This is a genomic window from Bradyrhizobium sp. LeoA1Lang, assembly GCF_055413685.1.
This window is the reverse complement of sequence record NZ_JBVAPG010000094.1, coordinates 23986-32558: the sequence shown is the minus strand read 5'-3', so window position 1 is coordinate 32558 and position 8573 is coordinate 23986. Positions and strand designations below refer to the sequence as shown.

Sequence of the window (8573 nt, the reverse complement as noted above, 5' to 3'; positions counted from 1 at the left end):
GAAGGGCGAAAATCAGTTGCCAAGGGTCATTGCCGGCGTCAAATTTACCGACGGCGTCGCAGAATCGACGACGCCAGCTAACCGCGCCGCCTGATCAGCCCCATCACCCAATTTCGGCCATAGCTCGTTCCGGAAGAGGCCGTGATGAAGGCATAGCACCAAACAACCCAACCAGGGCGAAGGCGGCCCGCGCCGCGCGCCCCGTACAGGATGGATGATGACCGTGCCACCCAGGGGCTTCACAAAGCCGTTTTGTAGATGGGTCTCATCCGCTCAGGCTTCCTCGCCGCAAGCATGCGGAAGGTGGGTACGGGTCAGCCGATCCGACCGGATATGAGGTGATGCAGTGAGCTGCAGAAATCTTCGGAAGCCAATCCTCGCCCGGGGCCCGGTCGTCGCGCTGCGCTACGCATGGCTCCGCGCGCCGCCCTCTCACCGCAAAAACCCAACCCAACCCTGTTCGTTGAGAGCCTTGACTCACAAAGCCCCATATGAGGGTGGGCAAAGCGAAGCGTGCCCACCGTGCACGGTACGCTCGCAATGGCGGGCACGCTGCGCTGCCCACCCTACGAAACCACAAAGCTAATCGGGCTCCCAGCCCTTCGGCGCCAGTTCGAATTTCGCAAATTCAAACGCCGGCGCGACCGTGCATCCGACCAGGGTCCAATCGCCGGTGCACTCCGCCGCCTGCCATGCATGCGCCGGCACGATCGCCTGTGGCACTTCGCCGGCGGCGAGATCGGAGCCGAGTCGGATAGTCCGCTGTCCGCCCGCATCAGCGATCCGCAAGATCAGCGGATCACCAGCGTAATAGTGCCAGATCTCCACCGCATCGACGCGATGCCAATGCGATCGCTCGCCGCGCGCCAGCAGGAAATAGATCGCGGTCGAGCGCGATCGCCCGCTCGCATCCGTCGCGTCATCGCGAAACGTCTCGCGATAATGGCCGCCCTCGGGATGCGGCTTCAGCTCAAGCTGCGCGATGACCTCAGCGGCAGTCGGCTTTGGCATCACGACTTATTCTTGCGCTCGCGCAATTCGCCGAACACCTCGGCGCCGTCGGCGCCCTTCATGTGCAGCTTGGCGGCCACCGCCGGCTCGTCGGCGCGCAGGAACACGTTGGCTTTCTTCTCCTCGCCAAGCAGCGTCGGAATCGTCGGCTTGTTCTCTGCGCGCAGCCGCGTCACTTCCTCGGCGCGCGCTTTCAGCGCGGGATTGTCTGATTCCACTGTCAGCGCGAACTTGACGTTTGCGGCGGTATATTCGTGGCCACAATAGAGGCGGAAGTCGTCCGGCAGCGCGCGCAGCTTGAGCAGCGAATCCCACATCATCGGATAGTTGCCCTCGAACACGCGGCCGCAGCCGATCGAGAACAAGGTGTCGGCGGCAAACACCGCCTTCTCGCCGTCGAATACATAGGAGATGTGGTCGAGCGTGTGGCCCGGTGTCTCCAGCACCCGGGCGAGCAGGCTGCCGACCCTGATCACGTCGCCATTGGCGGCGCGCAGGTCGACATTGGCGATCGCCGTCGTCTTGTCGTGCGGCGCGACGACGCGGCAGCCATATTTCTGTTTCAGTTCGGCAACCCCGCCGACATGGTCATGATGATGATGGGTGATCAGGATGTCGGTCAGATTCCAGCCCTCGCGCTCCAGCGCCGCGATGATGGGGCCGGCTTCCGGCGCATCGATCGAGGCGGTGGCCTTGGTGGCGGGATCGTGGATCAGATAGCCGAAATTGTCGGTCAGGCAGGTGAAAAGACGGATTTCCGCAGTCATGGTATCTCCCGCGAACTGTTTGAGCACGATCTCCGCGCAAACGCTTCGCGTTTGTCGCGAGGGAAAACCGGTTTCCACTTTTCCGCATCATGCTCTACCACGCCCTATATGTGCGGGAAATATGGCGTCAACGCTCGCGCGACAATGCAATTTTCGGGAACACGGACGTGAGGGCGGCGTGTTAGGTTGGGTGTATGGACGTCATTGATCTCCGCGATTTCTATTCGCAGCGCCTGGGTATCGTGGCGCGCCTATTGATCAATCGCGGCATCCGCGAGCGATGGCCGGGGGCCGAGGGCCAGCGCGTGCTCGGGCTCGGCTATCCCACCCCCTATCTCGGCCTGTTCCGCGAGGATTGCGAGCGCTGCATCGCGTTCATGCCGGCGTCACAGGGGGTTCTGAAATGGCCGACGGGCCGGCCGGCGCTGGCGACCCTGGTCGACGAATTCTCGATGCCGCTCGCGGATGCCGCGGTCGACCGCGTACTGCTCGTGCATGCGCTGGAGATGTCGGATGATCCGGAGCGGCTCTTGCGCGAGGTGTGGCGGGTGCTGGCGCCCTCCGGCCGGCTGATCGCGGTGATACCCAATCGCCGCGGCGTATGGACACGCACCGACACCACGCCGTTCGGCCACGGCCGGCCCTATTCGCGGGCGCAGATCACGCAACTGCTGCGGCAGACCTGGTTCACGCCGACGGCCTGGGGGGAGGCGCTGTTCGTGCCGCCGGTCGCGGGGAGCTGGTTTCTGCGCTGGGCGATGGCCTGGGAGCGTCTCGGTGCGACGCTGTCACTGCCGTTCGCGGGCGTTCATATCGTGGAAGCAACCAAGCAGGTCTATCGCGCGATCCCCGCGAACCGCGAACGCGCGCGGCTCATCCCGTCACTGCAGCCAGTGCTCGTGCCGTCATCGTCGCGCGGGTGATGCGGATTTGTAGGGTGGGCAAAGCGAAGCGTGCCCACCATTGCGAGCAGAGCGTTGATGGTGGGCACGCTGCGCTTTGCCCACCCTACTTTCTTGTCGCGGGCTAGCTACTCATTCCCTGTGTTGAAGTCTTCGCTCGGCGCGGGCTGCGCGGCGGCGTCGGGGCGCGGGCTGTGCGGGCGGCGGCGGCGGCGCGGGAAGCGCTCGCTACGTTCGCTGCGTTCTCCGCTGCCATTGCCTTCATGATTGCCATTGACTTGCGGCTGCGCGCCGCCGGTGATGAAGGAGGGCAGGCGGTCGACGCCGCCATTGTCAGCGATCATCGGCTGCGGCTGGTTCTGCGGCGGCGGTTGATACTGCGGCTGCGGACGATGTTCGCGCTCGCGATGCTCTCGCGGCTGCTGCTGCTCGCGCTGATAGGGCTGCTGACTGTTTTCGCGTGCATAGGGCGGTTGCGGCGCGAAGCCGGGCTCCTGCCCGAAGCTCGAATAGCTGTCGTCATCGTCGCCCTCATCGGTCGTCGACACATCGTTGTTGTCGACGCGGGGCGGCTGCTGCTGATTCTGCCGAAGCTGTTCCTGGGCCGCGGCGATGATGCGGAAGTAATGTTCGGCATGCTGATAGTAGTTCTCGGCGGCGACCGGATCGCCGGAAGAGCGTGCATCGCGCGCCAGCTGAACGTATTTTTCCGCAACGTGGGAAGCGGTGCCACGGATCTTGATGTCGGGTCCGTTCGATTCAAACACCCGCGTCAACGGGTTCTGACCGCGCCGGTTATTGTTGTTATTGTTGTTATTGTTATTCCGGTTACGCATCCGCTTGTTGTTTTGACCGTTTCTCATGTCTTGCCTTTTATTCCAGCCCTAAGTTACCAGCGTTGTAAGTTACCAGCGTTGAAATTGCCGTTGTGGTGGAGGTTGCCCGTCCAGCCGGCGCGCGCCATCGCGCGCACCGAATCACGATGCCATCTGGATCAATGCCAAAGTTCGCCAACCATCGCGTTGAGCAAAGACGCGTTCCCCAACCGCCGGCCGGTCGGCCTGCGGATCAATTATTCAGCTTGCCACGCAAGCCCAGTTCTCTCACGTAAGTCTTCAAGCGCAATAACAGGCTTTCGTTCGCTTGGCGGTCGAGAGCAGCACAGCCCCGGCTATTGCGCTCACACAGACCTGCGTTTTGGAACCTTTGATCGGCGGGCTCTCGGCGAGAACCCTGGTCTTCACCCGTTAACGGCTACGGGGCCAAACCGATGTCATGAGTGGAACGTAGTCGTTCCCGGGGGATATTCCAAGAGGTTTTTTTGCGTTCCAATAGGACTTTATCGCGGCAATTTGCGGCCCGCTACTGCCCGCGGGATGCCTGCCAGATCGGCCCTCGGCGGACCGGCCGGGACGAGCCCTGCGGCCGTCATCAAAGCTTCAATCGCCTCGCTCTGGCTGATGCCTGATTCGACAACCAGGGTGGCGCCAGGGGCGAGCAGACCGGCGGCCTGCGGGATCAGCACGCGATAGGCATCCAGTCCGTCGTCGCCGCCATCGAGCGCGGCAAGCGGGTCGTGTTCGCGCACCTCGACGGCGAGGTCGGCAATATCAGCGGATGGTATATAGGGCGGGTTCGACACGATCAGGTCGAAGCGGCCGGAGAGGCCCGATGCATAGTCGCAGGCGATGAAGGTCGCACGATTGCCAATGCCCAACGTCAGCGCATTGGCGCGCGCCGTCTCAAGTGCCTCCGTGCTGATGTCGGTGCCGTAGCCCGTGGCCGCAGGAAGCTCGAAGAGCAGCGCCAGCAGGATTGCACCAGTGCCGGTGCCGAGATCGGCGATCCGCAGCGGCTTTCCCAAAGCTCCGTCCGCGCGCAGGATCTGCAGCGCGAGTTCGACCACGGTCTCGGTGTCGGGCCGCGGCACCAATGTCGCGGCGGAGAGTTTTAGCGGCAGTCCCCAGAATTCCTTTTGCCCGAGGATGCGCGCGACCGGCTCGCCAGCGAGGCGACGGCGCGCGAACGCTTCCAGTTCTGCTGCTTCGTTCTCCGTCAGCGTCCGGTTCGCTGCCGTGATCATGCCGGTGAGATCGAGACGGAGCACGGCGCCGAGCAGCATGCGCGCATCGAGCTCGGCCGAATCGATCGCCGCCGATTTGAAGCGCGCCGCGAGCGCGCGTCGTGCTGTCTCGACAGATTGCCCGGCAAACTCACTCATCGCCCGTAGCCCGGATGGAGCGCAGCGCAATCCGGGATTCGTGCAGCCCGGCCCGCTGGCCCCGGATTACGCTGCGCTCCATCCGGGCTACGGGAGTCCTCACGCCGCAGCCCCCTGCGCGGCGAGTTGCGCCGCCTGATGCTCGGTGATCAGCGCGTCGGTCAATTCGCCGAGCGCTTCGCCCGAGATCACCTGCGGCAATTTGTAGAGCGTCAGGTTGATGCGGTGATCGGTGACGCGTCCTTGCGGAAAATTATAGGTGCGGATGCGCTCGCTGCGGTCGCCGGAGCCGACCTTCTCCTTGCGGTCGGCGGAGCGTGCCGCGTCGGCGCGCTGGCGCTCGGCATCATAGATGCGCGAGCGCAGGATGTTCATCGCCGACGCCCGGTTCTTGTGCTGCGAGCGGCTGTCCTGCATCATCACCACGATGCCGGTCGGGATATGGGTGATGCGGATCGCCGATTCCGTCTTGTTGACGTGCTGGCCGCCCGCGCCCTGCGCCCGCATGGTCTCGATCCGCAGATCCTCGTTCTTGATGTCGACGTCGACGTCCTCGACCTCGGGCAGCACGGCCACCGTGGCGGCGGAGGTGTGGATGCGCCCCTGCGTCTCGGTGTCGGGCACGCGCTGCACCCGATGCACGCCGGATTCGAATTTCAGTTTCGCGAACGCGCCGCGGCCCTGCACCTCGGCGATGATTTCCTTGTAGCCGCCGACTGAGCCTTCGCTCGCCGAGATCACCTCGACCTTCCAGCCCTGCAGGGCGGCGAAGCGCTCATACATGCGGAACAGGTCGCCGGCGAACAGCGAAGCCTCGTCGCCGCCGGTGCCGGCGCGGATTTCCAGCACGACGTTGCGGTCGTCCATGGCGTCCTTCGGCAACAGCGCGATGCGGATATTCTGTTCGAGCTCGGCAAGCCGCGCATGCAGCGTCTCGAGCTCGGCCTCCGCCATGCCGCGCATGTCGGGCTCGGTTGCGGGATCGGCGATCAGGCTCTGGGTGTCGGCGAGCTCGGTGCGCGCGGCGCGATAGGCCTTCACCGCCTCGATCAGCGGATTGAGCTCGGCGAGCTCGCGGGTGATCTGGACATAGCGTTCCGAATTCACCTGGCCGAGCAGTTCGGCCTCGAGCGAGGCGTGATGGGCGAGCAGGACGTCGAGTTTGGCTTCGGGCAGCATGGATAGTTCTCAAATTACGGAAAGGGCAGGGGCGGCGTCGTCGAGGAGAGCGTCGCTACAAGGTGAGCCCTTCGGCTTCCGCAAATTCCGTCAGCTTCTCGCGGATCGACACGCTGCCGGCCGGCGCGTCCAGAAGCGGGTTGATCATCGCTTCGGCCTTTTTCGCGTCGAGCTCAATGATCATCGCCTTCACCGGGCCGTGCGCGGTCGCCGACAGTGACAGCGAGCGGTAGCCAATCGCGATCAGCGCCAGCGCGCCGATCGGCTTCGATGCCATCTCGCCACACAGCGAGGCAACCTTCCTGCAGCCCTGCGCCCTGCGCACGATGTCGCGCAGCGCGCGCAGGATCGGCGCGGACAGGGTGTCGAACCGTTCCGAGACCTTGGCGTTGCCGCGGTCGACCGCGAACAGGAACTGGAACAGGTCGTTCGACCCGACCGAGAGGAAGTCGACCCGCTTCAACAGCTCGTCGAGCTGGTAGAGCAGCGCCGGAACCTCGACCATGGTGCCGACATCGACGCGCTCGGGCAGCGAATGGCCGTGCTGGCGCAGATAAGTCAGTTCACGCTCGACAATGGCCTTGGCCTGATCGAACTCGGTAACGTCCGAGATCATCGGAAACATGATCTTCAGCGCGCGGCCGCCGGCGGCGCGAAGCAGCGCGCGGATCTGGCCGCGCAACAGTCCCGGGCGGTCGAGGCCGAGCCGGATCGCGCGCCAGCCGAGCGCCGGGTTCTCCTCGACGACGGTCTCCATATAGGGCAGCGCCTTGTCGCCGCCAATGTCGAGCGTGCGAAACGTGACGGGCTTCGATCCCGCTGCATCCAGCACGGTGCGATAGAGCGCGAGCTGGTCGCTGGAGCGCGGCAGGTTCGGGCTCACCATGAATTGCAGCTCGGTGCGAAACAGGCCGATGCCGGCGCTGCCGGTGTCATCGATATGCGGCAGGTCGATGGTGAGTCCGGCGTTGATCAGAAGCTCGATCGGCTGGCCGTCCTTGGTCACGCAGGGCTTGTCGCGCAGCGCCGAATATTGCGCCTGCCGCCGCGCGCGGAAGCGGACCCGCTCGGCGTAGGCCGACTCGATCTCCGACGACGGGCGGACATAGATCTCGCCCGAGATGCCGTCGACGATGATGGCGTCGCCGGGATCGGCGATGCCGGGCGCGTTCGGCACTTCGCCGACCGCGGGAATGCCGAGCGCGCGCGCCACGATCGAGACGTGGGAATTGGCGGTGCCTTCCTCCAGCACCAGGCCCCGCAATCGCTTGCGGTCATAGTCGAGCAGCGCCGCCGGGCCCATCGCGCGCGCGATCAGGATCGCGTTGTCGGGCAATTGTTCGCGTGACGGCGCGTGGTCCTGGCCGACGAGCTGCCGCATCAGGCGATGGCCGAGATCCTCGAGGTCATGCAGCCGGTCGCGCAAGTATGGATCGGTCGAACGCAGCATGCGCGCGCGGGTGTCGGACTGTACGCGCTCGACCGCGGCTTCAGCGGTGAGGCCGGTGGCAACTGCCTCATGCAGCTTGTGCGACCAGCCCTGGTCGTTGGCGAACATGCGATAGGCTTCCAGCACGTCGCGATGCTCGCCGCCATCGGCGACGTCGCCGCGCTCCAGGAGGCGGTCGAGATCGGCGCGCAGCTTGGTCAGCGCCGCATCCAGCCGCTTGATCTCCTTCGGCAGATCCTCGGCGATATAGTTGGTGATGACGACGCGCGGCTCGTGCAGCACGACATGGCCGAGCGCGATGCCTTCGGAGAGAATGGCGCCGGTCTTGTGCAGCGAATGCCGCGCCGCCGGCTCGGCGCCCGGTTGCGCCAGCGCCGCCAATTCGCCCGAGGCGATCATCTCCGCCAGCACCATGGCGGTGGTCTGCAGCGCCTCGACCTCTTCCTCGACATAAGTGCGCTTGGCGCGGTTCTGCACCACCAGCACGCCAAGCGTGTTGCCGGCGCGCAGGATCGGCACGCCGAGGAAGGAGTGGTAGATTTCTTCGCCGGTCTCCGGGCGGTAGGAGAAGGCCGGGTGGCTTTGCGCGTCGCTCAAATTGAGCGGCGTGGCCTCGCTGGCGACGAGGCCGACCAGGCCCTCATGGGCGCTGAGCACCGTCCTGTGGACGGCGTCGCGGTTCAGACCTTCGGTGGCGTAGAGCTCGAGGGTGTTATCGACGCGCAGCACATAGACCGAGCAGACCTCGGCCACCATATTGGCCGCGATCAGGACCACGATCTTGTCCAGCCGCTCCTGGGCCGAGACCTGCTCCGCCATGGTTTCGCGGAGCCGTCTCAACAGGACGCGGGGACCTCCCGAAGCGCTCCGCATAGGATGAAACCCTCCCCCACATGACCAGCAGGCCGTGTGGCCGGTAACTGGCGAGAAACTCGACTAATCCAACAATTTTATCCATCGGCGCCGCCGCAAGCTCGCAACCCTGCCGAATCGGATTCGCCAAGAGTGTGACACAGTTCGCGGCACCCTCCGATCAGGCCGTA

At 64.9% G+C, this 8573-nt stretch carries 7 protein-coding genes; 1 reads left to right on the top strand and 6 read right to left on the bottom strand.

Features of this window, described 5'->3' with window-relative positions:
- Positions 1-582: 582 nt before the first annotated feature.
- On the bottom strand, positions 583-1011 hold the full coding sequence (locus ACZYOF_RS27355) for a cupin domain-containing protein (protein ID WP_130584254.1): 429 nt from the start codon (positions 1009-1011) through the stop codon (positions 583-585).
- Positions 1011-1778 carry a hydroxyacylglutathione hydrolase gene (gloB, locus tag ACZYOF_RS27350; RefSeq protein WP_130584253.1) on the bottom strand — a complete coding sequence of 256 codons (768 nt, stop codon included), beginning with the start codon at positions 1776-1778 and terminating at the stop codon, positions 1011-1013. The genes ACZYOF_RS27355 and gloB overlap by 1 nt, the downstream gene beginning before the upstream one ends.
- A gap of 194 nt (positions 1779-1972) precedes the next feature.
- Here gloB and ACZYOF_RS27345 point away from each other — a divergent pair, with 194 nt between their 5' ends.
- Positions 1973-2701 carry a methyltransferase domain-containing protein gene (locus ACZYOF_RS27345; RefSeq protein WP_130584252.1) on the top strand — a complete coding sequence of 243 codons (729 nt, stop codon included), beginning with the start codon at positions 1973-1975 and terminating at the stop codon, positions 2699-2701.
- A 107-nt stretch (positions 2702-2808) separates the two neighbouring features.
- On the opposite strand, the gene ACZYOF_RS27340 is transcribed toward ACZYOF_RS27345, so the two are convergent.
- From ACZYOF_RS27340 to ptsP, 4 genes are all read right to left on the bottom strand, one after another.
- Positions 2809-3543, bottom strand: a complete 735-nt coding sequence (locus ACZYOF_RS27340; RefSeq protein ID WP_282530882.1) for a DUF4167 domain-containing protein — start codon at positions 3541-3543, stop codon at positions 2809-2811.
- A gap of 476 nt (positions 3544-4019) precedes the next feature.
- Positions 4020-4901, bottom strand: a complete 882-nt coding sequence (gene prmC / locus ACZYOF_RS27335) for a peptide chain release factor N(5)-glutamine methyltransferase (protein WP_282530881.1) — start codon at positions 4899-4901, stop codon at positions 4020-4022.
- Positions 4902-5000: 99 nt separating this feature from the next.
- Entirely contained in the window at positions 5001-6080 is a 1080-nt protein-coding gene (gene prfA / locus ACZYOF_RS27330) for a peptide chain release factor 1 (RefSeq protein WP_282530880.1), read from the bottom strand.
- Positions 6081-6135: 55 nt separating this feature from the next.
- On the bottom strand, positions 6136-8403 hold the full coding sequence (gene ptsP / locus ACZYOF_RS27325) for a phosphoenolpyruvate--protein phosphotransferase (RefSeq protein ID WP_282530879.1): 2268 nt from the start codon (positions 8401-8403) through the stop codon (positions 6136-6138).
- Between the last annotated feature and the right edge of the window lie 170 nt (positions 8404-8573).

Bases quoted from the DNA above. Each gene is read 5' to 3' on its own strand.
- ACZYOF_RS27355 (WP_130584254.1), bottom strand. From the start codon at position 1,011: ATGCCAAAGCCGACTGCCGCTGAGGTCATCGCGCAGCTTGAGCTGAAG.
- ptsP (WP_282530879.1), bottom strand. From the start codon at position 8,403: ATGCGGAGCGCTTCGGGAGGTCCCCGCGTCCTGTTGAGACGGCTCCGC.
- prfA (WP_282530880.1), bottom strand. From the start codon at position 6,080: ATGCTGCCCGAAGCCAAACTCGACGTCCTGCTCGCCCATCACGCCTCG.
- prmC (WP_282530881.1), bottom strand. From the start codon at position 4,901: ATGAGTGAGTTTGCCGGGCAATCTGTCGAGACAGCACGACGCGCGCTC.
- ACZYOF_RS27340 (WP_282530882.1), bottom strand. From the start codon at position 3,543: ATGAGAAACGGTCAAAACAACAAGCGGATGCGTAACCGGAATAACAAT.
- ACZYOF_RS27345 (WP_130584252.1), top strand. From the start codon at position 1,973: ATGGACGTCATTGATCTCCGCGATTTCTATTCGCAGCGCCTGGGTATC.
- gloB (WP_130584253.1), bottom strand. From the start codon at position 1,778: ATGACTGCGGAAATCCGTCTTTTCACCTGCCTGACCGACAATTTCGGC.